This window comes from Pseudomonas laurylsulfativorans (assembly GCF_002906155.1).
In the GTDB taxonomy this organism is placed as follows: Bacteria; Pseudomonadota; Gammaproteobacteria; order Pseudomonadales; family Pseudomonadaceae; genus Aquipseudomonas; species Aquipseudomonas laurylsulfativorans.
Genome location: NZ_MUJK01000015.1, coordinates 28,161 through 54,926, shown reverse-complemented (window position 1 = coordinate 54,926; position 26,766 = coordinate 28,161). Strand labels below are relative to the sequence as shown.

The 26,766-nt window shown below is 63.1% G+C and carries 11 protein-coding genes; 1 reads left to right on the top strand and 10 read right to left on the bottom strand.

The genetic code is table 11. The features are described 5' to 3' along the window. Window positions 1-54: 54 nt before the first annotated feature. Window positions 55-1,635, bottom strand: a complete 1,581-nt coding sequence (gene peaA, locus B0D71_RS28145) for a quinohemoprotein amine dehydrogenase subunit alpha (RefSeq protein ID WP_103397625.1) — start codon at window positions 1,633-1,635, stop codon at window positions 55-57. Window positions 1,636-2,188: 553 nt separating this feature from the next. Between peaA and B0D71_RS28140 the strand changes: the two genes are divergently transcribed. Further along, window positions 2,189-3,679, top strand: coding sequence for an aldehyde dehydrogenase family protein (locus tag B0D71_RS28140; RefSeq protein ID WP_103397624.1), 1,491 nt, complete (start codon window positions 2,189-2,191; stop codon window positions 3,677-3,679). A gap of 68 nt (window positions 3,680-3,747) precedes the next feature. Here the strand turns inward: B0D71_RS28140 and qhpG are convergent, their stop codons facing one another. The 9 genes from qhpG to B0D71_RS28095 form a co-directional block, all read right to left on the bottom strand. Further along, window positions 3,748-5,046 carry a flavin-dependent monooxygenase QhpG gene (gene qhpG, locus B0D71_RS28135; RefSeq protein ID WP_103397623.1) on the bottom strand — a complete coding sequence of 433 codons (1,299 nt, stop codon included), beginning with the start codon at window positions 5,044-5,046 and terminating at the stop codon, window positions 3,748-3,750. Continuing rightward, on the bottom strand, window positions 5,043-5,720 hold the full coding sequence (gene qhpE, locus B0D71_RS28130) for a subtilisin-like serine protease QhpE (RefSeq protein ID WP_103397622.1): 678 nt from the start codon (window positions 5,718-5,720) through the stop codon (window positions 5,043-5,045). Before qhpE ends, qhpG begins: the two co-directional genes overlap by 4 nt. After that, entirely contained in the window at window positions 5,710-7,428 is a 1,719-nt protein-coding gene (locus B0D71_RS28125) for an ABC transporter ATP-binding protein (protein ID WP_103397672.1), read from the bottom strand. The genes qhpE and B0D71_RS28125 overlap by 11 nt, the downstream gene beginning before the upstream one ends. Continuing rightward, window positions 7,428-9,332, bottom strand: a complete 1,905-nt coding sequence (locus B0D71_RS28120) for a sigma-54-dependent Fis family transcriptional regulator (protein WP_103397621.1) — start codon at window positions 9,330-9,332, stop codon at window positions 7,428-7,430. The genes B0D71_RS28125 and B0D71_RS28120 overlap by 1 nt, the downstream gene beginning before the upstream one ends. Before the next feature lie 222 nt (window positions 9,333-9,554). Further along, on the bottom strand, window positions 9,555-10,580 hold the full coding sequence (locus B0D71_RS28115) for a histone deacetylase family protein (RefSeq protein ID WP_103397620.1): 1,026 nt from the start codon (window positions 10,578-10,580) through the stop codon (window positions 9,555-9,557). 185 nt (window positions 10,581-10,765) lie between these two features. Then, the gene (locus B0D71_RS28110; protein WP_103397619.1) at window positions 10,766-11,989 is read right to left on the bottom strand and encodes a Zn-dependent hydrolase; all 1,224 of its coding nucleotides are present in this window, start codon (window positions 11,987-11,989) and stop codon (window positions 10,766-10,768) included. A 127-nt stretch (window positions 11,990-12,116) separates the two neighbouring features. Continuing rightward, a complete protein-coding gene (locus B0D71_RS28105; RefSeq protein WP_103397618.1) occupies window positions 12,117-13,427 on the bottom strand; it encodes an MFS transporter in 1,311 nt (436 codons plus the stop codon). A gap of 304 nt (window positions 13,428-13,731) precedes the next feature. Continuing rightward, the gene (locus B0D71_RS28100; protein WP_103397617.1) at window positions 13,732-15,096 is read right to left on the bottom strand and encodes a hypothetical protein; all 1,365 of its coding nucleotides are present in this window, start codon (window positions 15,094-15,096) and stop codon (window positions 13,732-13,734) included. A 230-nt stretch (window positions 15,097-15,326) separates the two neighbouring features. Next, complete coding sequence (locus B0D71_RS28095) at window positions 15,327-26,276, bottom strand: peroxidase family protein (protein WP_103397616.1); 10,950 nt, start codon at window positions 26,274-26,276, stop codon at window positions 15,327-15,329. Window positions 26,277-26,766 lie beyond the last annotated feature (490 nt).

The following is a 26,766-nucleotide window of genomic DNA, read 5'->3' as shown; positions in this document are numbered from 1 at the left end:
TGAGGACCTGCTGTCATTCCGAAAAAGTGTCTGAAACGTTGCAGGTCAGGCACATCATGGAATGGGTGGATTGTTCCAGCGTTGCACGGTCACGATCATGTGGCCTTCGCCGGTCAGGGATTTCCCTGCGTCGTCGACGGCGGCGATCACCTTGAGGTTGCCGGCATTGTTGGTGGACATCTTGCGTGCCGGGTTCGGCCCGGCATCGCCCGGGGTGAATACGCCTGCGTCGGCCTGCATGGTGCCGGCGAACTTGACGTCTTCGTCTTCCTTGGCGCGGTCGTCGAAGGCCTCGACCTTCCATTGCGCCGGGAACACACCGATGCGATACGGCTTGCCGTCAGCGCCCTTGCCCCAGGCTTCCGCGTCGAAACGACCCTGGACTTTCGGCGTCGAGCCACCGCCCTCGCCGATCCGCGCCACCGAGAATTCCGGCACCACTTTGACTGCATCGATTTTGCTGTACACCGACAGGCTCGGGCCTTTCAGCGTGCCGACAGTGACTGCGCGCGTACCCGGCTGGGCATTGGCGGCGGCCTTGAGTTTGACTTTGATCTGCTCCGGGCTCTGCGAGACGACTTCGAGCACTTCCACGCCTTTGCCGAAGTTCGGCTTGCCGCTCAGGCCACTGCCGATCAGGGTCACCTCGGTTTCGCTACCGGCCTTCACATAGCCCGGCTGCACCGCCAGCAACCGCTGGGAACCCTGCTTGGCGGCGACGAAGTCCAGGCCGCGCTCGTCGTGCTCGGCCTCGAACATCCGCCCCTGCATGGCAGTGCCTTGCGCGGCGAACACCTGACGCATGGTCACGCCATCGATGGTCACGTTGCCGCGCCATTCGTAGCCGGTGTAGAGAATTGCACTGCCCTCGCCATTGAACGGACTGCCATCGGCGTACTGCCCCTTGACGCTGACCTTGAAGGTGTCGCTGCCGTCAGCGGTTACGCTCATGACACCGGCCAGTTCACCCTTGCCCGGCAAGTGGCCGCTGAAACTCCAGTCGCCGACCAGCGCATCGGCTTTGGGCGCCACGCTCTGCCATTTTTTCCAGGCCGGGTTGTCCAGCGCATAACGCTTGGCCAACAGCGGCACCATGTCTTTGCGGGCAAGGTCGAACCAGTCGCGGTCACGGGCCAGTGCCTGGTATTCCAGGGACGGCCACTGACCGAGGTGGAAATTCACCAGGCGTTCCCACTCCTGCGCCGGACGCCGTTGCAAGGCAACCCGCGCACCGGAGTGGCAGCGGCCGCACATCTGGCTGGTCTGGTCGTCGAAGTGCTCGACGGTATTGAGCCGGCGCTCCAGCGCATAACGCACACCATCGGTTTCGCTCGGCGCCAGGCCCTGGGTGTCGGCCAGGTATTTGACCAGCGTGCGACGATCGTCGTCGCTGATCTGCAAACCGTGCATGGTCTGCATGCGGGCGATGCTCATCAGCCAGCCTTCCGGCGTTTTGCGCTGGTGGCTGATGCGGCTGAGGGCGTTATCGGCTTCTGGGGTGTGACAGCCCTGACAGGTTTCCTTGAGGATGGTCTGGGCGTCGCGGGCTGCCAGGCTATAAGGCGAATGCAGCGCTACACAAGCGGCTACGGCCAGCAGGCTGGCGCTCATGCCTGATCGGAGTTTTCTCTTCATCAACGTCGAACCTCGCACGGTGCGTTCTTATTGTTGTGGCTTATCGTTTTTTTTGGTTTCTGCCGCCGGCGGCAAGCCGCTGACGGAGGCAAGAGAAACGTCTGCGATGAGCAATACACGGAGCGTGCCAGCTTACGAATACCTCAATGAATCAATGATTTGCCGGAATCGACGGGCGTTTTGCCAGTCATGCCATCGCGGCAACACGTTCAATTTCGCGACAACTGTTGCACTCTGAGACGAGCATAGGCGAGCCACGCCAAGGGCTGATGACCAATGATCGTTTGGCTTTCTGTAGGAGCTGGCTTGCCAGCGATGGTTGTTAACGATAATGCGTGATGACTGGTTCAACGCGGCGCATTCGAGTCCATCGCTGGCAAGCCAGCTCCTACAGGGGGGGGCAACGAGTGTGTCAGCGGCGTCTCAGTTTGCGACAGTCCAGCGCTCGTTCATGAGCTGCTTTTTCCGCTCAAGCCTGCTAACACGGCGCTTTGGCCAAACTGGCACAACCGTTGCGAAAGACCTCGCCACACGAACAAGACGAGGTTTCAACATGTCGCTCCCAAACCTGCTTCCCGCCACTTCGGCGTTCATCCAACGCGCCCCGCGCATGCTGATCGGCGGTGACTGGGTCGAGGCCGCCGACGGCCAGACCATGCCGCTGCACAACCCGGCCACCGGTGAGGTGTTGTGCGTGGTGCCACGGGCCACGCCAAAGGATGTCGACCGTGCGGTACTCGCCGCCCGCCAGGCGTTCGACGATTCGGCCTGGACCCGTACACGCCCCCGGGAGCGGCAGAACCTGTTGTGGAAACTCGCCGACCTGATGCAGCGCGACGCCGAGCTGCTGGCGCAACTGGAATGCCTGAACAACGGTAAAAGCGCAGCCGTGGCCCAGGTGATGGACGTACAACTGTCAATCGACTTCCTGCGCTACATGGCCGGCTGGGCGACCAAGATCGAAGGTTCTACCGTTGACGTGTCGGCACCGCTGATGCCCAACGACCAGTTCCACAGCTTCATCCGTCGTGAAGCGGTGGGCGTAGTCGGCGCCATCGTCGCCTGGAACTTCCCGCTGCTGCTGGCCTGCTGGAAACTCGGCCCGGCCCTGGCCACCGGATGCACCGTGGTGCTCAAGCCCGCCGACGAAACCCCGCTGACTGCACTGAAACTCGCCGAACTGGTGCTGGAAGCCGGTTATCCCGAAGGCGTGTTCAACGTCGTCACCGGCACCGGCATCACCGCAGGTTCAGCCCTGACCCACAACCCGCTGGTGGACAAGCTGACCTTCACCGGCTCCACCGCCGTGGGCAAGCAGATCGGCAAGATCGCCATGGACTCCATGACCCGGGTCACCCTGGAACTGGGCGGCAAGTCGCCAACCATCGTCATGGCCGACGCCGACCTGAAAACCGCCGCGGCCGGGGCCGCCAGCGCGATTTTCTTCAACCAGGGCCAGGTCTGCTGCGCAGGTTCCAGACTGTATGTGCAGCGCAAGCATTTCGACAATGTGGTGGCGGACATCAGCGATATCGCCAACGCCATGAAACTCGGCAACGGCCTGGACCCGAGTGTCGACATGGGCCCGTTGATCTCGGCGCGGCAGCAGGAGCGCGTCTACGGCTACATCGAAAAGGGCCGGGAAAGCGGTGCCACCATTGCCTGCGGTGGCGAGCAATTTGGTCCAGGGTTCTTCGTCAAGCCGACAGTGATTGTCGACGTCGATCAGAAGCACTCACTGGTGCAGGAAGAAATCTTCGGCCCGGTGCTGGTGGCCATCCCGTTCGATGACGAGGCCGATGCCTTGCGCATGGCCAACGACAGTCCCTACGGGTTGGGGGCGAGCATCTGGTCCAATGACCTGGCGGCGGTGCACCGGATGATTCCGCGCATCAAGTCAGGCTCGGTGTGGGTCAACTGCCACAGCGCCCTGGACCCGGCGCTGCCGTTTGGCGGCTACAAGATGTCCGGGGTCGGGCGTGAGATGGGGTATGCGGCGATCGAGCATTACACCGAGTTGAAGTCGGTGTTGATCAAACTGTAATTTGCAGCGTCTTTCAGGCCGCCTTCGCGAGCAGGCTCGCGAAGGGGCCATCTCAGACAACTCGAATGTCAGGGTTTGAATCCCTGAGCCAACAACCAACTTTTGACCATCCTTCCCTGCTCCACCGTCAACCCAGCCAACACCTGACCCGCCGGCTCGCCCTGCTTTAACCTCTGCACCAACGGCGCCACCTCAACCCCCTGCACATGCCAGATGCCCAACGGCTGATCCACCGTGATCACCACCTCGGCCTCATCGACCAACCCATCACGCAACACCGGCGCCCGCTCGATTCTCAGCGCATTGAAATCCGCCTCGGCATGGGCCACCTCGGCGTCTGGCCAGTTCCGTCGTGCCTGCCAGAAAGGTTGGTCCAGCCAACGCTGCTCATCGGCATAAAAATCCCGGCCGATTCGCGCAAAACGCAAAAACAACTGTTCCACCCGCTGCTGGTGAAACCGCTGGGCCAGCGCCGCCCGTTCGGGCTTGCACAGCAGCGTGTTGATCACCGCCGGAGCCTGCAACGCCGAAGACAACGACTGAAAGATTCCATTGCCCGACAGCGGGTCGACGGCCATTGCCGCATCGCCGACCCGAATCCAGTTTTCGCCACACACCTGCGGGCTCAGAATTGCCGTGCTGCTGCGGGCGTGCAGCTGTAGATCAGCTTCTGCAACGCCTGCAAAAAATGCCGTGGCCAGCGTCGAACCCTGGCGCCGCTGCCGGCAGTAATCGAGCAACATAGCCTTGCCCGGCAACCCGGCGCTGGCCACGTCCACCGTCCATTGCCAGTAACACTGGCCGTCAGCACGGCGCGCCATCCAGGCCCAGCCGTCCTCAAGGCTTTCCACGGCGCTGGCGGTGCTACCCGGCGAACCCTGCCAGCGATTGAGCAAGCTGACGGTCTCGGGGCCGCGCAGGCCCTTGCCGATTGCCGGGGCCTGGCGTCCGCGGGCCTCGACGAAAAACGGAGCGAATAGCGGTTCGCGTCCATCGATTTCGATTCGATGACCATTGGCCGATGACTGAACCGTCAGCACCCGGCCTTCGATCAGCGCAACCCCAGCCAGGCGCAAATCCTCGCGCAGGCCCTGGTCAAAAACCGGCCGGTCAAGCAGATACTCGATGTTCTGCGCATGTTGCTGGCCATTCCACGAGACCTGCCGCTGGGACGGTAAGGCCGCATCTGCCAGTGCGTGCTGCAGGCCGGCACTGCGCAAGGCCTCCAGAACCCGCACGGATACCCCTTCGAGCGCCGCAAACCGGCGCCATTCGCTGATCAGCGTGACGCCATGGCCCAACCGCCGTAGCCCCAGCGCGACGGCTGCGCCGGCCGGCCCGGCGCCAAGAATGACGATGTCGGTCATGGCCCGAAGCGCCGTTCCGGGCCACGGTAACGGGCATGCTCGCGCAACCACTCGATGACTTGCTCATTGCTGGCGTCAGGCTGTTCGGCGAGAAACCCGGCGATGTGCCCGCTCAAGGCTGCACAACCGAGGCTCGCCCCGGATTGCCCCGGGTAGGTGCCATGCACACACGCGGCGAAATCCGCCTGGACAGTGTTGAGCCACGACCATTCCTGTTCGGCGCAGCGCGCATCGCCGGTGACCCGCAACACCTGCGGATAATTGGCCGGAAACACCCCTTCCCCCTGGGCCGGGCTCGACGCACACAGCAAAACGCCCCGCGCCACCGCCGCCGCGCAGGCCTCGCGCAGCAAGCTGCGATCCTGGCGCAAGCCAAGGCTCAAATTGATCAGTCGCACATCCTGCGCCAACAGCCAGTCAATCGCCGTGGCGATCTGCAAGGCGCTGGTGACACCGCGCTGATCGAACACCTGCGCCACGCAAAACAGCGCCGACGGTGCGCGCCGGCCGATCGCCTCGATCACGGCACTGCCATGCCCCAGCGGATCGTCGCGCAAGTCGCCCTCGGCCAGGCCGTCTTCAAGCAATGAAAAGCGCCGACCGGCGATCACCTGCACCCGTTGTGCTGCCGAGTGGCCGCTGTCCACCACACCAATGCGCAGTTCAGATTTCATGCAGCACCGTTTTCGAAGTCAGCACGCCGTCGAGCAGTTCGAAACGCAGATCGGCATCGGCCAGGGTTGAAGGACGATGGCTGATCAGGATGCGCGTACGCCCGGCAAACAAGCGATCGATGGCGTCGATGACTTCGCGCTCGGTGGCTTCATCCACCGCGGAAGTGGCTTCATCGAGCACCAGGATCAGAGGGTCCTGCAACAGTGCCCGGGCAATCGCGATGCGTTGCTTCTGCCCGCCGGACAACTGCTGGCCGCGCTCGCCCAGCGGACTGTCGAGGCCTTCAGGCAAGGACTCGATCAGGCTGTCGAGTTGCGCCAGCCGCGCCACGTCGGCAATCGCCTCGCGGCTGGCGTCCGGCACCGCGTACGCCAGGTTGTCGGCGAGGCTGCCGCGAAACAGCACGATGTCCTGGCTGACGATGGCAATGCGCCGACGCAGCTGGAACAGATCCAGTTCGCGCAGATCGACGTCACCCAGCAGGACCCGGCCCGATTGCGGATCGTGATGACGTTGCAGCAGGTCGATCAGGGTGGATTTACCCACGCCCGAGCCGCCGCTGAGGGCCACTTTCATACCGTAGGGAATCCGCGCTTCGATGCCGCGCAGGGTCGATTGGCGGCCGGGATGGGCGAAGTGCACGTTGTCGAACCAGAGATCGCCGCCATTGGGCATCGGACGTGGCGTGACGGGCGTCAGTACGGTCGGTTGTTCGCCGCGCAACTCCATGACCCGGCCGAGGCTGACGGTCATCCGCTGAACGGCGACATAAAGCCCGAGCAGGCTTTGCACCGGCCCCACGGCCATCCCCAGGTAGGTGGAAAAGGCAATCAGGGCACCGAGCTGCCAGGTGCCCTGCACCACCCAGTATCCGCCGATCAAAAATGCGCAGGCCCGGGACAGCGAGGTCAGCGTGCCGGGCACGGCCTGGGTGAAAAACTCGGTGACTTGCAGGCGCAGCAATTGGCTCATGTAGCCTTGACCCAGCGTCTCGAGGCGCCGTGCTTCGCGCTGTTGCTGACCGGCGGACTGGATGAACTTCATCACCGGCAATGTCTCGACCATGAACGACGACATGTCCGCCGAACGTTCGCGCAATTGCCGCACATCGCGCTCGACCTTGCGCCGCATCCAGCGCAGCCAGAGGACATCGAGGGGGATCAGCACCAGGGCCAGCAGCGAGAGCTTCCAGGACAGCGTCAGCAGCATCGCGATGGCAACCACCAGGCCGATCACGCTCGACACCGCCGAGAACAGCGAGTCCACGGCAAACCGCTGGATTTCCGCGACATCGCCATCGAGGCGCGACATCAGGTCGCCGATGCGCCGCTGGCCATAAAAGCTCGGCGACAGGGTTTGCAAATGCCGGTACAGGTCATCGCGCAGGGCAAACAGCATGCGTCCGGACAGGCGCGTGTGCAGGTAGCGGTTGACGCCCGACAGCGCCGTGCCCAGCAACCCGGCGACGATCATCAGCCCGGCGATCAGTACCAGCATCGGGAAGTTGCGCGCCAGCAGGCCATCGTCGATCAACAGCTTGGTCAGCCACGGCTGCACCAGCACCAGCGCCGAGGCGCAGACCGACAGGCCCAGCAGCCCGGCAATCGCCAGGCGATGGGGGCGCACAAAGCTGTACAGCCAGCGCAGCGACGCTTGCAGGGCCTCGGGGTTCTGGCTGTCGATCAGCCGAACGATCAGGCGCTGCATCATGAACGCAACTGTTTGAGCTTGCGATACAGGGTCGCGCGGCTGATGCCCAGGGCGTCGGCGGCAGCCGAGACGTTGCCCTGGTGCGTGTCCAGGGACTGACGGATCAGCTCCAGTTCGTTTTCCCGGATGCTGCCGGCCTGCGGGCGTTCGCTGGCGGTCAACTCGTCGAGCATGCTGTCGGGCAAGTGGTCGAGGGTCAGCACGGTTTCACCCGGCTCGCGCATGGCCAGCGCGGTGCGCAGGACCATCTCCAGCTGGCGGATGTTGCCGGGCCAGTGATAGCCGCCGAGCAAGCGATTCAAATCGTCGTGCAGGACCACGGTGGGGGCGCCCAGTGTCGTCAACATGCGACTGACCAGTGCACCGAAATCTTCGCGCTCGCGCAGGGCCGGGAGCATCACGCTGATGCCATTGACCCGGTAGAACAGGTCCTCGCGAAAGTGTTTTTCCTCCACCAGGCGCTTGAGGTCGCGGTGGGTGGCGCAGATCAGCGCGACGTCGATGTCCTGCTCTTCGCCTGCGCCCAGGGGCGCGACCTTGCGATCCTGCAACACCCGCAAGAGCCGGGCCTGCAAGGCCAGTGGCATGTCGCCGATTTCATCGAGGAACAGGGTGCCGCCATGGGCCTGTTGCAAGCGCCCGACCATACCGCCCCGGCGTGAACCGGTGAACGCGCCTTCACGATAACCGAACAGTTCGGACTCGATCAGGCCTTCGGGAATGGCCGCGCAGTTCACCGCCACGAAGGGTTTGTCGCAGCGCGCTCCGGCCATGTGCAGGGCGCGGGCGATAACCTCTTTACCGGTGCCGGTTTCACCCAGCAACAAGACCGGCAGTTCATTGGCCAGGCCTTGACGAGCCATGCGCAAGGCACGGGCGTAGCGCGTGTTGCTGCCGGCCAGCGACTCCAGATCCGGTTGCGCCTTGGCTGTTTTCGCCGTAGTGCGCGGCGGGCTGCTGACGTTGATCGAACGTTGCGGCGCGCGCAGGGTCTTGTAGAAGAATTCACCCTTGGCGGTCTGCAGGCTACCGACTCCGCCCTGATGCAGGCGCGCCAACAATTGCAGGCCGTCGACGCCGAGAAACTCCTCGCAGCGCCGCCCGACCAAAGCCGAGCGCTCGGCGTGGAGCAACTGGCAGGCCTGGGCGCTGACCGCCAGGATCTGCCCACCGAGGCTCACCGCCAGCAAACCTTGCCACGGGGATTCCAGGTATTGGCGACGGCTATGGAAAGCCAGGACGATTTCGTCGGGATAACTGGCGTTGAACACCCGGCTTTCGATCTGGCTGACGGCCATGGCCAGCAGCGCCGTGCTGTCGTGGGCGCGGCCGAGCGGGCCTTCGCGGGTCAGGTCGAGGACGCCAAGAATGTCGCCCTGGGGGCAATGGATCGGCACCGAGGTGCAGGAAAAATCACTGAGGCGATCCAGATAATGTTCGCCGCAATCGATCAGGGTCGGCCGGGCTTCCACCAGCGCCGTGCCGAGGGCGTTGGTACCACGGACCGCTTCGCTCCAGCAGGCGCCGAGGGTGATGTCCTGCAGGCCACTGCCCTTGAGACGGTCGGCGCGGCCTTCGACGGCGAGGATGGTGGCATCGGAGTTGGCGAGGATGATCAGCCCTTCCTTGCCCTGACGTTCGGCCAGGTAATCGATGGCCGGCAACGCGGCGTCGATCAGCAAGCGATTGCTGGCCAGCAACAGGTCGAGGCTGGCGCTCGATTCCAGCGCCAGTTCATGCTTGGCATTGAAATGCACGCCATGGCTCAGGCTGCGTCGCCAGGAAGCATCGATTTCCGCACGCAGGACGCCATCCGGCACTTCGCCTTCCAGGTGCAGCTTTTCCCGGGCCAGCCGGGCTTCGCGATGCTGTTTGGGGGAGTTTGTTTTTATTAGCGTCATCAAGCGCTCCGGGTCGTCCGCCCCTGCGCCTTCATACGTCGGCGCCCTGCCGCAATCTTTACGTTAACGTCAGGGCTATGGCAAGTCCTGTGGCGAGGGGGCTTGCCCCCGTTCGGCTGCGCAGCAGTCGTAAACCGACGAACGTAGTATTTCCGGGCATATAAGGTCGTTGGTTTTGGGGCTGCTGCGCAGCCCAACGGGGGCAAGCCCCCTCGCCACAATTCAGAGCAGCCACACCTCAGGGCTCACAAAAAACGCCCGCGCATTATCCTCCAGACTCTCCAGGTGATACCCGCCCTCCTGCACGATCAGGCACGGCAGCCCGAGGCGGCGAATCTGCTCGCCGAGCACGCCGAACCCTTCGCGGGTCACCGCCACTTTGCTTTGCGGGTCGAGTTCGAAAATATCGAAGCCCAGGGACAGCACCAGCACCTCGGCGCCAAAGTCCGTCACCGCCTTGAGCGCTACATCCAATTGCTCGAGGAAGTCGGCCTCGCTGGCGCCATGAGCCATCGGCAAGTTCAGGTTGAAACCCTCTCCAGCCCCGGCACCGCGCTCTTCGGCAAAGCCTGCGACCCCCGGATAGAAGTTGGTCGGATCGCCGTGCACCGAAACGTAGAGCACGTCATCGCGCTCGTAGAAAATCTCCTGAATCCCTTGCCCATGGTGCATGTCGGTATCCAGCACCGCCACCCGCGAAAAACCGGCGCGCAGTACCTGCGCCGCCACCGCCGCATTGTTCACATAACAGAAACCACCCGCCGCTTCGGCCCGGGCGTGGTGACCCGGTGGACGGCACAAGGCATAGGCTGCGGGCTCGCCATCGAGCAACGCCCGGGCACCGGCGATGGCGCTTTGCGCCGACCAGTAAGCCGAACGCCAGGTCTGCTCGCCCACCGGGCAACTGCCATCGGCCAGATAGCGCGCAGCTTGCGCGAGAATCCCGCGCAGGGCGTTGGGCTCGCGCACGAAGATGTTCGACATCACCTCGTCACCCCAATCCTCGGGAATCTCTTTCCAGCGCTGATGGGCTTCCTGCAAGAACCTCAGGTACGGTGCGCCGTGCACCGCCAGCAGCGGATCGAGCCCGGCGTCGGCCGGTTGCTCGACCTTGAAACCCAATGCGTGAGAAGCCTGCACCAGGCGCTGCGCACGCTCCGGCACTTCCTGCGGCGTGCGCATCTGGCCACGGGAGTAGTAACTGCGTGGATGGTGGAGCAATTGTTCGGGGTGGAAAAAACTGCGCATGGAATGAGTACCTGTCAGTTAACGAAAATCTTTTGTCCGAATGAGCACTCTGTGGCGAGCGAGCTTGCTCGCGTTGGGCTGCGTAGCGGCCCCAAACTCTTCGCAGGTCTCGCGGGTTTTGTGAGTGCTGCGCACTCAAGCGGGAGCAAGCTCCCTCGCCACAAGGTACTCACCTGGCTGAAGAGTTATTGGCCTGCGCGGTTCAACACCGCGTTAAGCAGCACATCCGTACCCTGGCGCACGTCTTCAGGCAGCACGTCTTCAGCTTCGTTGTGGCTCAAGCCCCCGACGCAAGGGATGAACACCATGGCCGTCGGGCAGTATCGCGCCAGGTGGATCGCGTCATGCCCGGCACCGCTGACGATCGATTGCTGAGCGTAGCCCAGCGCATCGACGGCCTGTTGCACCGCCGCCACGCAGTCAGCGTCGAACGGCGTCGCCGGGCTGATCCAGTGCGGGGTGATTGTCAGATGCAAGCCGCGAGCGTCGGCGATCGCCTGAAGCCGCGCACGGACCTGTTGCTCCATGGCCTCGATGGTTGCATCGCGGTGATGACGCAGGTCGACGGTGAAGTTCACAAGACCCGGAATGGTGTTGCGCGACGACTTGTTGATGCTCAATTCACCGACCGTGGTCAGGCCTTCCGGAGCGAAGTCCGCCGCCAGGCTTTCGATAGCCTGGATCATCTGCGCCACACCGTACAGGGCATCCTTGCGCAGCGGCATAGGCGTCGTACCGGCGTGGGCCGCCATGCCTTCGACCCGCACGTCTAGCCAGCGAATAGCCTGGCCGCCGCTGACCACGCCGATACTCTTGGCGTTGTCTTCGAGGATCGGCCCCTGCTCGATGTGGGCTTCAAAGTACGCATCCACCGCGCCACCCAGCGGGCGCTCGCCGGCATAACCGGTACGTTGCAGCGCCTCGGCGACGCTGATGCCATCGATGTCGCGCACCGCCAGTGCGGCGTCCAGCGCCATGATGCCGGTGAACACCGCCGAGCCGAACATCGCCGGGGTGAAGCGTGCACCTTCCTCGTTGGTCCACACCGCCACTTCCAGCGGCTTGCGGGTCTGGATACCCAGATCGTTCAGGCAGCGCACCACTTCCAGGCCGGCGAGCACGCCGTACACGCCATCGAACCGCCCGCCTTCGGGTTGGGTGTCGAGGTGGCTGCCCATCATCACCGGTGCTGCATCCGGATCAGTGCCGGCGCGACGGGCGAACAGGTTGCCGATGGCATCCACGCTCAGGGTCATGCCGGCTTCGCGGCACCAGTGGGCAAACAGTTCGCGACCGGCCTTGTCCTCGTCGCTCAGGGCCAGGCGGCAGCTGCCGCCACGGGCGGTGGCACCGATTTCGGCCATTGCCATCAGACTCGCCCAGAGGCGTTCGCCATTAATCTTCAACATGAGTTTCTCCAGGAAAATTCAAAACGACGATCTTTGTAGGAACCGGCTTGCTGGCGAACGCGCCCGTCCAGTCAATAGACATGTCGACTGACGCACCGCTATCGCCAGCAAGCCGGCTCCTACAGGTTCAAATGGTGGCTAGCTCAACGCGCTCAGCGTTGGCATGGCGACGGGCAAGGGACAATACGCAGACCAGCGAAGTCGCCGCGATCAGGCTGTAGAACACCGCCATCGGCCACCATTGGCCGGCGAACTTGTGCGCCAGCAAGGTGCCGATCAGCGGCGTCAGCCCCCCGGCCACCGCGCCGCAGATCTGATACGCCAGGGAAATCGCGGTGTAGCGCACGCGAGTCTCGAACATGCCACTGACGTAGCCGGCGATCACGGCGTAGAACGACGCCATGCACACCACCGCCAGGGCAATGCCGAGGATGATCAGCGGCGCCTGGGCCGAACTGACCAGCACGAACATCGGGTAGGGCGAGGCCATGGCCAGCAGCGACACCAGGCACAGGAAACGGGTCGCGCCAATCTTCTCGGCAACCCAGGCCGCCAGCGGCTGGATGCAGAACTGGATGATCGCGACGAAGAACAGGCACTCCAGAATCAGCGAGCGTGGAAGTTCCAGTTGCTGGGTGGTGTAGGCGATCATGAACGTGTTGGTGAAATACACCCCGGCGATCCCCAGGGTGTTGGCGCCGATACACAACAGCAGCGGACGCCACGCGGTGCGCAGCACCTCCATGACCGGCGCCTGCTCCTTGCGCTGGCTTTTGCTGGCCTGCTCACGGCTGGCGAGAAACTCCGGCGATTCATTGACCCCCAGGCGAATCGCCAGGCCCACCAGCAGCAACAGCGAACTGGCGAGGAACGGAAGGCGCCAGCCCCAGCTCATCAGATCCTCTTCCGGTAAACGGGTGACCGCACTGAAGGCCAGCAGCGACAGGATCAAACCCGCCGGACTGCCCAGTTGCGCAAACGAGGCGAAGAAATTGCGTCGGCCTTTCGGTGCATGCTCGCCAGCCATCAACACGGCCCCGCCCCACTCGCCACCGACGGCGATGCCCTGGACGATGCGCAACAGGATCAGTAGCACCGGCGCCGCGGCGCCGATTTGCGCGTAGGTCGGCAGCAAGCCGATACACACCGTGACCACGCCCATCATCAACAAGGTGATGATCAGCGACTTCTTGCGGCCGATGCGGTCGCCGATATGACCGAAGACGATCCCGCCCAACGGCCGTGCAAAGAAGCCCACGGCAAAGGTGCCGAAAGCGGCCATGGTGCTGAACAGCTTGTCGTCGGAGGGGAAGAACAGCGCGCCGAACACCAGCGCGGCGGCGGTGGCATAGATGTAAAAGTCGTACCACTCGATCATGGTGCCAATAAACGCAGCGGCTGCCGCACGGCGCGGCTGGGACGAAGCGGGAGGCTTCATGGGGGGACTCCTTTGGTTATTTTTCTGGCAGGAGAGAAACGGCAAATCCGCGGCGCTCTGGCGGCGCCGGTCTGGGGATGATTTTTCGTTCCGGGACCATGATTAGTCAATTTTCTATTTATTATTCGAAGTATTACGCCAACTTATAATTGAGGGCGGCGACAGCCGAACGCGACGTGCAATGCGCAAGCTGACATCAAGCAGATGAAGCAGAAAATTCACACCCGGGTTCAGTCAATTCAACAGGCGTTGCGCGCAGGGCTGGTGGAGCTCCAGCAGTTCACGGCGAAACAGAAGCAAGCCCTCAGTGAGCGATCAGCGTTTGTATCTTCACTGTCTGGTAATCCGGTGTGACCTCCATCATCAGCACCTCGTTGGGGGCATTTCGAAGAATGGCGATCACCACGATTTTGTCGCCCTTCTCTCCTACTAATGCGGGGGCCTTGATGCCCCGGACGGGGATCAACGCAGTCGACCAGTTGTCCTCTGTGTAGGTGACGTAATCGTCTGGATTCACGGTACCGGCCTTGAAGGTCCCGTAGTCCGCCTGGCCTTGGTCTTTTAGCCGCAGACGCAGCAATGTAGCGATATCTGCGTCAGCTTCGACAAAGTCCTTTTTACCCAAAAACCGTTCAACTCCGGCCGGCAGTTTTTCTGGAGGTGTGGTGAGCCATGCTTTGAGGAATTGTTGAGAATAGCCGACCGCCTCCGGCGTCGAGCCAAGTTCCGGTCTCATCAGGAACCCTTTGACTTTCTCATCGATTTCGATGGGTGGAAGCCAGCCAGGCTCCTGCTGCTCGTATTCCGGGATTCTTGATTGCACGGCGTTGGCTGAAGGTGGACCCGGCCGTAAGTCCATCCGCGGGGCCCCGGAAAAACTGCGGCCACCGTCCGCAAGACTGGTGTTTCTCGCAATGGCCTCGCCTTGGGGGACCTGTTCATCCTTAAACCACTGAGCTTTCTCGACCTTGGTTTTTGCCTCGCAAAATTTCCGGATCGGTGTTGTCAACTCACCCCGAGGTTTGGGTGTGCTGCTAAGCGACATCGTTGCTCTGAATTCCAACATGAGGTCGTAGGTCTTCAATGCCGCTCTTGTGCACTTGTCCGCATCCGTAAAGGTCTGATCGGCCTTATGCGAGAACATGCCGCCCTTATCCCCGTCGCTCGTATCGACAGGGTGCGTCCAAAGCCACTTTGTTTGGCAGGGTGGCCAGAAAGTGTCGCTTTGCCCGGCATGTGAGTAGGCGTCCTGCCTGCCGTGGAGCGCCTGACCAAACGACCGTTGCGTTTTGACGTTGTCATGGTCTGGCGTGACGATGATGCTCCTTGCTTGCGCCTCAGCATATACGGCGTCTTCAGTGACCAGACGTGCCGGCGGCTCTGCGGGAGGCGCCTTCTTTGAACGGAAATGCATGGCCCTGGTCATCTCACTGGCGCCCGTTTCTTGCCAAACACACAGCTCCCAGATCATTGCGTGCTTCGCATCGAGCATGCCGGTATCCGTGAGTTCATCCTGTCCTGCGATTTCCTGGGCTTGTTGGGGATTGAATCCGGCCTGGCGGGCCAGCCACCAGGTCAAGCCGAAGTGGAGATCCGACTCGTAAGCGCCGGCGCAAAGACTGATGATGGCCAATGCCACGCCGAAAACGATCGATTTCACCGTCGTCATGTGTGCCTACTCGTGAGTAGTCATTGATCTATTTGCCGCACCCCGCCGGCTTCGGGTTGAGTGTAGATCGGCTCTTGCTTCTCGCTTTTCCCTCCCGGGCATCCAGACGCCCCCATTACGGGCTGCGCCCCCCGATAACCAATGGGCAATTGAATGGCATGAGAAAGGGAGGGCATCCCTTGCCCTCCCCTCTGCTGTGCACGCTCCCTGCGACAGGACTTCTCAGGACCTCAAGAGGCCAGAATGAAGTCCGAGGCAGTGACGGTTGTTGCGTCAGCCACACCGACCAGGGTGATGGAGTCAGCGCCGAAGTTGAGCAACGTATCCGCACCGAGGTCGACGACGTTGACACTGCTGCCAAAGGTCGCCGCCGTGATGTTCAGCCCGGCGATATTGAGCAGATCCTGGCCTCCCGCCGCGTCGGTATCGAAGCCGACGATCCGGTCGTTGCCGAAAGCCGCTGCGAACACGAAGACATCGTCGCCAGTACTGGCAAACATCGTGTCGTTGCCGGCACCACCCGCAATGCTGTCGTTGCCGGCACCACCATCGAGGAGGTCGTTGCCGGCGCCACCGAGCAACGTGTCGTTGCCGCCCGCGCCGTTGAAGATGTCATTCCCCACCCCACCGGACATGACGTTGTTCGACGCGTTGCCGGTGCCGACGAAGTTGCCGACACCGGTGTAGAGCAGGTGCTCGGTATTGGCGCCCAGTGTGTAGCTGGACAGCGACGTCTGTATGGAGTCCTGCCCCTCACCTGTCAGCTCGATCACCCCGTCCGCGGCTGAATCGACGCGGTAGGTGTCATTGCCGAGTCCGCCTTCCAACCGGTCGGCCCCCGCACCGCCATTGAGGAGGTCGTTGCCGAGGCCACCCAACAACGTGTCGTTGCCGTCACCGCCGTTGAGCGTGTCATTACCGGCCCCGGCGGTGATGATGTTGTTCAACGCGTTGCCAGTGCCGGTGAAGTTGCCGGCTCCGAGGTAGAGCATGTGCTCGACATTGGCACCCAGCGTGTAGCTGTTCAGCGTCGTCTGTACAGAATCGGCCCCCTCACCCGACGCCTCGACCACCAGGTCACCGGCTGAATCGACGCGGAAGGTATCGTTGCCGGCTCCGCCGACCATCGCGTCATTACCCGCACCGCCCGTGAGGACGTCGTTGCCGGCGCCACCCATCAATGTGTCGTTGCCGTCACCGCCGTTGAGGGTGTCATTCCCCACCCCACCGGTCATGACGTTACTCAGCGCGTTGCCGTTGCCGGTGAAGTTGCCGGCTCCGAGGTAGAGCAGATGCTCGACATTGGCGCCCAGTGTGTAACTGCTCAGCGTGGTCTGTACGGAATCGGAACCCTCACCCGACGCTTCGACCACCAGGTCCCCGGCTGAATCGACGCGGAAGGTATCATTGCCAGCCCCGCCGGCCATCCGGTCATTACCCGCACCGCCAGTGAGGACGTCGTTGCCGGCGCCACCGAGCAACGTGTCGTTGCCGTCACCGCCGCTGAGCGTGTCATTGCCCACCCCGCCGGTCATGACGTTGTTCAACGCGTTGCCGTTGCCGACAAAGTTGCCAGCCCCGAGGTAGAGCAGATGTTCGACATTGGCGCCCAATGTGTAACTGCCCAGCGTGGTCTGTACGGAATCCTGCCCCTCCCCTGGCAACTCGGTCACCACGTCCCCGACTGAATCGACGCGGTAGGTGTCGTTGCCGGTTCCGCCCAGCATCTGGTCATTACCCGCACCGCCATTGAGCAAGTCGTTGCCCGCATCACCGTGGAGGATGTCGTTGCCACCCAAGGCGTTCAGGATGTCGTTGCCAGCACCTCCGCTGGCCACGTCGTCGCCTGCCGTGCCGGTCCATATGTCGACACCGGCGGTACCGACAAACACATCACTGACCACCGTCGTTGCGGCAGAGGCGACTCGCTCAAGTGTGCCGAGGTCATCGGTGTACGTCGCGACGACACGCAGTTGCTGACCGACCTGCGCCTGGCCGGGCGTGAAGGTCGTGCCCGTCGCGCCGGCGATGTCGGTGAAGATCGCACCGCTGCCCATTTGCCACTGATGGGCAATCACCGAGGTTGTGGTCCCGTTGGCGTCGGTGAACGCATCCGTGGCGGTCAAGCCCGAGTCTTTCGCCGGGGTCGTGTCGCTGATCAGTACCGTACCAACCGGCAGAACATTGACGGTGCCGGTACCGGCCGCCGTGATCGGTGCGGTCGGCGCCGAGAACACCTCTTCCAGCACGCCATTGGCGTCCTTGTAGACCGCCCTGACGCGCAGGGCCAGCCCGGCTGCCACGACGAGTTCCGGGATAGCCGGCACGGCGCCAATGAGGGTCGCCGGTGGTGCGATCCTGAGTTCCGAGCCCACCGTGACGGTCGTGCCCTCTGCACGCGCGACCTCGCCGGCGGCAAAGAAGGTGATGTCTTCGAAGACACCCGAGCCCGGGCGCGCTTCGAACTGCCAGAAGTAACTGATGGGCCCGGTGATCGCGCCGCCGGTCGCCGTGTTGTCGGCATCCGTGATGTCTGCCGCCGATACCGTCAGCTGCTGGCCGACGGCGGGCGTGGGATCGTCGATCCGCAGCGAACCGACTGGCTCCGAGTTCAAACCGCCGAGCACAATCGACTGATCGGAGAACTGCACCCGCTCGATATGGCTGAGGGTGTCGGTCCCGTCCCTGCCAGCGACACTGTCGGTCACCGTAACGGTGCCGTTGGCGTTTTCGACCACGGTGTAATCCACTCGATTGCCGGAGAACAGCGCCGTGTCGAAGGCAGGACCGGTCGCCGTCAGGATTTCGCGCACGATCTGGAGCTGGCCGGGGTTATAGGTGCCGTTCACCATGAGCGGGACCAGGGACGTCATGCTGTCGAAGGTGGCGATTTCCGGCCCGCTGCCATCGATGTTCTGCCGTACGCTGATGCGCACGTTGAGCCACTTGTCGCCGTCGATGAGGTCATCGCCGCCACGGCCTTCGATGACGTCGCTGCCAGCACCACCCAGGATGATGTTGCCGCCGTCAAACTTATCGTCGGCTGTGCCGGCGATACCATCCGCGCCGTTGCCCGCGCTACCGACCAAGTCCCGCAGACCGCTGATGAGGTCAAAGTTGGTGAGCACGCTACCGTTGGCGCCAGCGACGGCGAGCAAGTCGGCAGTGGAGTCATCGCCGCTGAGGAAATCGGCGTGGGCCGATCCCGACAGCCCTTCCACCAAGTCCAGCCGGGCCAGGATCGACGCGTTGGAACCAGGCACCGCCGGCTGATCGAAGAAGCGCAGCCTGGAGTTGAGGCCCATGGTCACGCCGGCAGGATCGTCCTTGTAGTCCGCCCAGTCGTACCCGGAGAACCCGATGAAACGGTCCGCCTCGCTAGGGCTGCCGATCATGATGTCATCACCGCCCTCCCCGTCGAAGTTGTCCGGCCCGCCATCGCCCATGAAGACGTCGTTGCCATTGATCGGGTCGTTGCCGAATGGGTCGAAGTTGTCGCCGGCAACACCATCGGCGGAGCCGCCCTGGATCCAGTCATCGCCCTCACCGCCCCGCGCGAACTCGTTCGCCTTGCTGCCGAGGATGAAGTCGTTGCCCAGGCCGCCGCTGGTGTCGGCCGCGTCCTCGCCGGTGATGATGAAGTCCTGGCCGGCCTGGCCGAGGATCAGGTTGAGGCCGTTGCCGCCCTGGATGACGTCGTTGCCGTCCTCGCCGTGGATGACGTCGTCGCCGCCCATGTCCGTGATGATGTCGTCGCCGGTACCGCCAAAGAGTTGGTCGTTGCCGTAGCCGCCATCGATCCGATCGTTACCGGCATCACCGTAGACCGTGTCGTCGTCCGAGTCACCGGCAATGAGGATGTCGTTGCCTGCCGTGCCGCCCAGTACGACGGTATCGGCGCCGGTGTAGTGCAGATAGTTGCTATCCGGCCCTACCGTGTTGGGGTTGTCGCGGATCACCAGTGGCGTGAGGAAGTCAGTGCGCGGTGAGCCAATCGGATGGTCCGACGGGCCAAACGGATCGGCGTTGGCAGGCAGATCGTCGAGGGTGCCGACAATACCGTCGGGACCCGCAATCACACTGGGGTTGTACTGGTGCGCCTGGTTGACCTCCAGGGTGTAGGCCGGTGTCAGGAAAACCCTGGCCGAAAGGTGTGTTGCGTCGGTATTGGCCATCACCAGATTGGCGAACGTGTTGTTCTCCAGTTCAGCGCCAAAGTCCATCGAGGCGGTGCGCTCCAGATAGTAGAAGCGGTCACCGTCCTGGAGTTTCTCCATCTGGTTCTCGAAGACGAAGTTGAAGGTCGAGCCGAGCATGCCGCCAAAAGGCATCTTCTCCTCGGCCAGCCCGCCAACCCAGAAATCGACGGCGTCCAGGCCGGTGATGGTCACATCGTCTGCCGTGTGCAAAACGCCGTCCGCACCCGCGTTGCTGGCCCAGGCACCCGTGCTGTTGAGGAAGTCGACACGGTCGGCCGGTGCCGTCGCGCCGCCGAGCACCAGGTCCGCAGCGGCGGCACGCTTGTCCGCCAGCGTGGTGGCGCCGGTGATGGTCGAGTGCGTGCCGTAGGCGGCGATGAAGTTGATCAGCGATTCCGGGTGCTTTATGTGCTGCACGAAATCGGCCCAGCTCGTGTAGGGCTTGAGCTCTGCGTCGCCAGTAGGCAAATAGAACTCCCGCCGCGCCGCGTTCAGGGACGGAATCCCGGTATCGCGGCCGCGCGCCAGGTTGATGGCGGGCAGGTCGAGCGGCAGGCCGAGCAGGTTGTTGCGCAGGGCTTCGGTGACGAACTCATCGATCTCGTTGCCCACCTGGCGGGTTACGCCGCGCACGATGGCACCGGCCGCCTCTTCCGGGGTGGCGCCGCTGCCCGCGAACTCAAGCGGGTTGAGGAAGGCCTGGATCAGCCCGATATCGCTCGAAGCGAAATTCGGATCCAGCCGGTCGACCTGCTCCAGCAGCATCGAGTGCCCGAAGCGATACACGGTGTGGGCGAATTCGGCAACGATGCTTGGATCGATCGCGGTGTCGTACACCTGGCCCGGGGCGAAGAAGGGATCGACCATCGGCTGGATGGTCCGCGCGAACTCCTCGAACACCAGGTGCTGGTACTGCATCTCGGTGCCGAACTTCGCCGTCTGGAACAGACGCTCGCCGTTCCAGTCCAGGGTCGAGGTGTCGGCGGGAACGGCAGTGACAGGCGTCAGCAGCCACTCGTTGAGGAACGACACGTCGCCGCTTGCCGCTGTCGCCAGGACCACCTCCTTGGTGTGATCGACCAGGCGGTTGTGCTCATGGTGGAAGATCGAATGGACGGTGGTCAGGCCGATGTTCTCGTTGACCCGGCCGTCGCCGGCAATGTAGTGCGCGTCCAGCAGTTCGTTGTCGTAGAAGCCGGCGGCTACCGGCCCGCCGATAACGGTGTCTACGTCAGGCAGGAGCGCTGCGCCCGTCTGGCTGTCCACCGGAATGGCACTGTTGGCAATGTCATTGAGGAAGGCATGGCCAGTGCGCGCGGCGTTGGCCAGGCTGATGGGCGCCGCCGGATTGCCTTCAACGAGCACATCGTCGGCCGTGCCGGCAATACCGTCCGGACCCACCATCACCACCTGAGGGAAACCGTTCGGACCCTTGATGAAATTGCCGTAGGCGTCGGTCGCCAGCAATGGCACGTTGTCGAAATCGGCATCCGTGAGGTTGATCCCGAGCAGATCATGGGCTTGCGCCTTGACCACCTTCCAGGTGGCCATGCCACCCGTCAGACTGTCGTCACCGGTAAACAGGATGCCATCGGCACCGGCCGCCCGGTTCTCGATCAGTTTGCCGGTGGCCACCGGATCGCCCGCTGCGTTGAGCTCATAGGCGCGCAGGAACACCTGGTGCGAAGGATGCGAACTATAGGTCTGGTTCTGGTCGACAAACGGCGAGGTGGTGTTGGTGTTCTCGTGGATGTCGTCGGCCGTACCCAGGATGCCATCGGGGCCGGGTTGATTGGTGGCGCGCGTGAGCACCATGAAGTTGGTCGGGCTACCGGGCACGAACAGCGGGTCATCGGGCTGCAGCGGAATGAACACGGTGCCCGAGCCGCCCTTGGTGACGAGGTCCAGGCCATGGTCGAAAAACTGCCCGAAGAAGGTCATCCATTGGTTGAAGGGCGCGGTCAGGCCTGCGTCAGGGCTCACGTTCGGATCGAAGAAGGTCTCGAACGTCGAGCCATCGGTGCGGGTTCCGGTCACCACCTGCGCACCGGCCTTGAGGACATCGTCAGCGGTGCCGAGGACGCCATCCAGGCCAGGATCGAAGGTGGCCGCGACCGCCGCCGGGTTGTTCGCAGTCTGGTCGACGATCAGGTTGCTGATGGTGCGCGGCGCCGAGTCGATCACCAGGCCGCTGGTCTGGGTGTAGCTCGTGCCGGCGTCGGCCGGGCGGAAGTCCGGCGTGGTCAGGCGCGGGAATACGTTATCGGCGGCACCGAACTCGGGATGGAGCAGGTTGTTCTCCGTCCCTTCGACCGTGCGCAAACCGAACGGCACCCGTACATTATCGAGCAGCGAGTTCAGGTTCTCACCGGCCGCGTGGTGTTCGGCAATCTTGATCTGGTCAAGGATGAACGCCAGGTCGGCTTGCGTGTAATGCACGCCGTTGCTGGGGGCAGTGGTCTGCGGATCGATCAGTGAAGGCGTCGGCGCGGGGGCCGGTGCCGCGGCGGTTATGGCCGTGGTCGGTGCCGAGAATACCTGCTCGGTCACGCCATGATCGTCCGCATAGATGGCTTTGACGCGCACTGCCAGGCCGGCAAGATCCGACGTCACCTTGAAGGTGGGCGTGTCCGCTCTGGTAAATCCGATACCGATGCGGCCTGGCCCGAGGATGATGTCCTCGAAGACGCCCGAGCCCGGTGTCGCTTCAAACTGCCATATGTAACTGATGGAATTGTGGATCGCCCCGCCCGCGTTGTCGGCATCGGTGAGGCCTGCCGCCGACACGGTCAGCGTCTGGCCAACAGTCGGCGCGGTGTTATCCACCGTCAGCGCGCCCACGGGCTCAGCGTTGAGCCCGGGCACGAGGACCACGGACTGATCGGAGAACTGCAGCCGCTCGATGTGAGTGAGACGGTCGGTTTCTTCCTTGCCGACATTGTCGGTCACGGTGACGACGTCGTCGGCGAAGTTAAGCGGGGTGGCGTTATCGTTGATGGCGACTGTGTAGTTCGCCATCGGGCCCAGGAAGTTGACGGTGTCGAAGCCGCCCACGCCCGGCAGGATTTCACGCACAGCGACGAGCTGGCCCGGATTGTAGGTGCCGTTCAACATCAGCGGAATCATCTGCGTCATGCTGTCGAAGCTGGCAATCTCCGGCCCGGTGCCATCCAGATTCTGATGCACGCTGATGCGCACGTTGAGCCACTTGTCGCCGTCGATGAGGTCGCTGCCGCCACGACCTTCGATGATGTCGCTGCCATCGCCGCCGAGGATGATGTTGCCCGCGCCGAACTGATCGTCGGCCGTCCCCCCAATACCGTCGGCACCGAAACCGGCGCTGCCGACAAAGTCCCGCAGGCCGCTGACGAGATCGAAGTTGGTGAGGATGCTGCCCCTGGCCGTGATGTTGGCGATGATGGCCGCGTTTTGTTCATCGCCGCGCAGGAAGTCCGAGAAGGCCGACCCCGACAGGCCCTCCACTTCCGCGAACCGGTCATAGACCGCATCGGGCGACTGCGCCACTGCGCCCACGATATCGCCCGCGGCATTGGGCACTGCGTGATAGGGACTGAAGAACGGGACGACCATGTCGACGGTCACGCCGTACTTGTCATTTTTGTAGGTGGTCCAGTCGAACCCGGACATGCCGTCCATCTTGTCCTGGGCATCGCTGGCGACGAAGGTGTCGTCGCCGCCCTCACCGATCATTTCATCGAATCCGCCGGTGCCGATGAAGATGTCGTTGCCGGGCACATCGTCGGTCAAAGTCGGGCTCATGTTATCGCCGGGCGCACCGTCCTGGGTGCCGCCCTCGATCCAGTCGTCGCCTTCATTGCCGGTCGGCGCGAGGTTGACCTTGGCGCCGAGGATGAAGTCGTCGCCCGCGCCGGCGAAGGTCATCGTGATGTCTTCGGTGGTGATGATGAAGTCTTTGCCAGCGCCGCCGAAGACCAGGTTGTTGAGACCGAGGGTCGAGTTGCCGGCCTGGATGACGTCGTTGCCATCCTCGCCGCGCAGGGTGTCGCTGCCGCCGATGTCGGTGATGATGTCGTCGCCGGCACCGCCAAAGACGTTGTCGTTGCCGTAGCCGCCGTCAAGGCGGTCGTTGCCGGCGTCGCCATAGACGGTGTCGTCGTCCGAGTCGCCGGCAATCAAGATGTCGTCGCCGGCCGTGCCGCCCAGCACGACCGTATCGCTGCCGGTGTAGTGCAGGTAGTTGGTATCCGGGCCTACTGTATCGGGGTTATCGCGGATTACCAGCGGCGTGAAATGGTCAATCCGTGGTGAGCCAATCGGATGGTCCGACGGGCCAAAGGGGTCGGCGTTGGCTGGCAGATCGTCGGCCGTGCCGACGATGCCGTCAGGGCCGGCCACCACACTCGGGTTGAACTGGTGCGTCGGGTCGACCTCCAGGATGAAGGCCGGCGTCTGGAATATGTTAGCCGGCAGGTGCGTTGCGTCGCTGTTGAGCATCACCAGATTGGCGAACGAATTGTTCTCAAGCTCGGTGCCGAAGTTGAGTCCCGCAGTGCGGGCCAGGTAGTAGAAACGGTCGCCGTTCTGCAGGTTTTCCAACTGGGTTTCGAAGACGAAGTTGAAGCTCGAACCTAGCTGGCCGCCAAAGGGCATCTTCTCCTCGGCCAGGCCGCCGATCCAGAAGTCGATGGTGTCAAGGCCGGTGGTGGTCACGTCGTCTGCGGTGTGCAGGATACCGTCCGCGCCGGCGTTGCTGGCCCAGACACCGGTACTGTTGAGGAAGTCCAGGCGATCAGCCGGCGCCGTGGCGCCGCCGAGCACGAGGTCCGCAGCCGCGGCGCGCTTGTCCGCCAGCGTCGTAGCACCCGTGATGGTTGAATGCGTGCCGTAGGCGGCGATGAAGTTGATCAACGATTCCGGGTGCTTCATGTGCTGCACGAAATCGGCCCAGCTTGTGTAGGGGGTCAACTGGCTGTCGCCAGTCATGTGGTAGAACTCGCGCCGCGCCTCGTTCAGCGACGGGATGCCGGCCTCGCGGCCGCGCGCCAGGTTGAGCGCGGCAAGGTCGAGCGGCAGGCCGACCAGGTTGTTGCGAAGAGCGTCAGTGACGAACTCGTCGATCTCGTTGCCGACCTGCCGCGTGATGCCGCGCACGATGGCGCCAGCCGCCTCCTCAGGGGTCGGGCCGCTCGCAGCAAATTCCAGCGGGTTTAGGAAGGCTGCGATCAGGCCGGTCTGTTGATTGCCCGGGTCAGCCGGATTGCCGTCGCCGACGACGTTGAAGTTGGGGTCGAAACGATCGACCGTCTCCAGCAGCATCGAATGGCCGAAGCGAAACACAGTGTGCGCGAACTCGGCGACGATCGCCGGATTGACGGTGGTGTCATTGCCCATAGGCGCCAGGAAGACGTCCACTTGCGGCTGGATGGTGCGCGCGAACTCCTCGAACACCAGGTGCTGGTACTGCATCTCGGTGCCGAACTTGGCGGCCTGGAACAACCGCTCGCCGTTCCAGTGCAGGGCCGCGATGTCGGCCGGCGTCGCTGGCAGCGCTGTCAGTTGGGCGTCGGGCATCAGCCACTTGTTCAGGAAATCGAGGTCGGCGGAAGCCAGCACCGTCTCCTTGGTCTGGTCAACCAGGCGGTTGTGCTCGCTGTGGAAGATGGAGTGCACCGTGGTCAGGCCGATGTTCTCGTTGACCCGGCCATCGCCAGCAATGTAGTGCTTGTCGAGCAGCTCGTTGTCGTAGGTGCCGGGTGCTTGCGGGCCGCCAATGACGGTGTCCGTGTCAGCCGTCAGGCCGCCGGTCGGGTCGGCGCTGTGGGCGATGTCGATGAGGAACTGATGGCCGGTGCGCACGGCGTTCGTCAGGCTGATTGGCGCGGCCCGATTACCTTCCACGAGCACGTCATCGGCCGTGCCGGCAATGCCGTCCGCGCCCTTCATCACGACTTGAGGGAGGCCGTTGGGCCCCTTGATAAAGTTGCCGTATTCATCGGTCGCCAGCAGCGGTACATCGAACACGTCAGCATCGGTCAGGTTGATGCCGAGCAGATCACGGGCCTGGGCCTTGACGGTTGCCCAGGTGGCCATGCCGCCGATTTCGACGTCATCCGCGGTGCCGAAATGCCCATCGACGCCCAGATCGCGATTGGTGATCAGCTTGCCGGTGGCGACCGGATCGCCGGCGGCGTTGAGTTCATAGCCGCGCAGGAACACCTGGTGCGAGGGATGCGAGCTGTAGGTCTGGTTCTGGTCGACAAAGGGCGACGTGGTGTTGCTCTGCTCGTGGATGTCATCGGCGGTGCCGAGGATGCCGTCGGCGCCGGGCAGATTGGTGGCGCGCGTCAGCACCATGAAGTTGGTCGGGCTGCCCGGCACGAAGAGCGGGTCGTCGGGTTGCAGCGGAATGAAGACTGTGCCACTGCCGCCCTTGGTGACGAGGTCCAGGCCATGGTCGAAGAATTGGCCAAAGAACGTCATCCACTGGTTGAACGGCACGGTCAGGCCCGCGTCCGGCGTGATGTTAGGGATCTGGAAGACGGAGACATCGTCGGCGGTGCCAAACAGGCCATCCAGACCGGGGCTGGTGACGAGCTGAGAATCCGGATTGGCCGCTGCGGCCGCAACCGCCGCCGGGTTGTTGGCGGTCTGGTCGACGATCAGGTTGCTGATGGTGCGCGGCTGCGAATCGAAGACGGCACCGCTGGTCTGCAGATAGGAGGTGGGCGTGGTTCCACCAGGATCGGTGGGACCGAAGAACCCGACCGGCTGAACCTGCGCGGTATTGAACACCGGCGTCGTCATGCGCGGAAAGAAATTGTCGGCGGCACCGAACTGGGGATTGGCCAGGTTGTTGTCGATGCCAGAGACGGTGCGCAGGCCGAAGGGGACTTCTACGTTCTGCAGCAAGTCAGCCAGACTCGCGCCTGACGCATGCCGTTCAGCGATGAAAATTTGTTCGAGAATGAATTCGAGATCGGACTTGATGAAGCTGGCCATGGCTGTTTCCTCGATGCTTAACCAATCAGGAAACCACACGCATAAAACCCGGCTGCAAACGCGTGGTTTAGTGCTGAACCCCATAACTGAAAATCGAAAATTGAACGACAGGACCTGCTGCTACGGGCGCACCGAGCCCTTGCTGAATGGCGTGCAATCAGCAGTGCTCGACTGAGGATCAATTCCCCATGACAACCGTATCTACAGGCAGGTATTGCGCCTCAGGGAGGCGACGGCCCATGAAGGCAGGTTGAACAGAAGGTGCAGCTTGCTAAAGGCCCCGTCACGTATCGGGGCTCTATGCATCTGTTCATGAAGCGCTCTCAGGCATAGGGGGCTTGTCACAGATGCCACACATCCTGCGATCAGAGTCATTGGCCGGAACAGGCTCGCGAAGATCGCCATGGTCCGGGAGTGCCTGAGGGGTGATGGCACGGTTCTGCGTCCGTGCGGCTTGGTCAACAAGCCTTTTATCCATGAGAAAACTGGC